This is a genomic window from Actinoalloteichus spitiensis RMV-1378, from assembly GCF_000239155.1.
Classification (GTDB): domain Bacteria; phylum Actinomycetota; class Actinomycetes; order Mycobacteriales; family Pseudonocardiaceae; genus Actinoalloteichus_B; species Actinoalloteichus_B spitiensis.
The window spans coordinates 1-1,107 of sequence record NZ_AGVX02000728.1 but is presented as its reverse complement, the minus strand read 5'-3'; the positions used below and the strand labels follow the sequence as shown (position 1 = coordinate 1,107).

At 73.5% G+C, this 1,107-nt stretch carries 2 protein-coding genes; both read left to right on the top strand.

Features of this window, described 5'->3' with window-relative positions:
- The coding region (locus tag ACTIDRAF_RS34655; protein ID WP_211215423.1) for a hypothetical protein at positions 1-195 on the top strand (195 nt) is incomplete at its 5' end.
- A 478-nt stretch (positions 196-673) separates the two neighbouring features.
- The coding region (locus ACTIDRAF_RS34115; protein ID WP_483446992.1) for an acyl carrier protein at positions 674-1,107 on the top strand (434 nt) is incomplete at its 3' end.

Here is a 1,107-nt window from a genome sequence, read left to right as displayed (position 1 = left end):
GCCCGTTGGCCCCGCGTTCCCGGCGCCGCCCCGGCGGCCGTGCACGCCGCCGTGGGCCGCGCCGCGTCCCGTTCCTCGGCCCGCCGGTTCCTCGCCAACGCCCGCCCGGGGTTCGCGTCCCCGTCCTGCCGCTCATCCCTCCAGCGAGGAGCACGAGCCGGACGAGCACCGGTGCGGGCCGGCTGGTGGCGGTGAACGACGGCGCGCACCGGGCTCGGGCGGTGCGCCGTGCGACGGCACCACGACGGGCGCAGCGGATGGCGGACGAGTTCGGCAGCGCAGTGCTGTCCCGTCGCCTCGCGACCGCAGGCGCGCCGGCCGGGCAGGCGTTGTCCGATATGTGGAAATCGTTTTCCTCAAAGGTGGGCCCGCTGGTGTCACCGGGAAGTGCCTGGTGGTGGCCCTGCACGGTCACCACCAGTGTTATCAAAGCTCACCCCTTGGCGTGGAAGCCGGGTTATCACGGAGCGCACCTGTGGCCGTGGCGGCGGCCGCGTCGAGCATGTTCCTGGCGCCCCTCGCGTCGTCGGCGGCCGAGGTGCCGGCCGTGGAGGTCGCGGGCACCACGGTGTCGGGGTCGGCGACGACCTCGCCACGGTCTGACGCGGGTTCCGCGGGTGCGAGGCACGATGCCCGTCCCAGAGAACCTCTGCTGGACGAGGTACGGGAGGAGGTGCACAGCGCCATCTCCGCGCAGCTGGCCGTTCCCAGGAGGGAGATCGATGACTCCCTCCACCTGGTCAGGGACCTCGGCGCGACGGCCGAGGACCTGGACGCCATCAGCCGTTCGATCGAGGGGCGCTACGAGGTGACCCTGCTGGCGGACGAGATCGCCGCGTTGAAGAGCGTCGGGGACCTGGTCCACCTGGTCGGCGACAAGGTCGTCCACGCGCTCATCGACGTCGTGATCTCGGATACGTCGGGGGCCGACGAAGGATGTCGCGGCTGCGCGCCGTGTGAGCCCTGCCCCGCCGACCCGACTCCGGTGGACCCGGCGCCGGGGCGGCCGGGCCAGCCGTGCGCACCGTGCTCGCCGGGTGACCCCAGCGACCCGGGTGACCCGGGCAAGCCGGGTGACCCCAGCGACCCGGGTGACCCGGGCAAGCC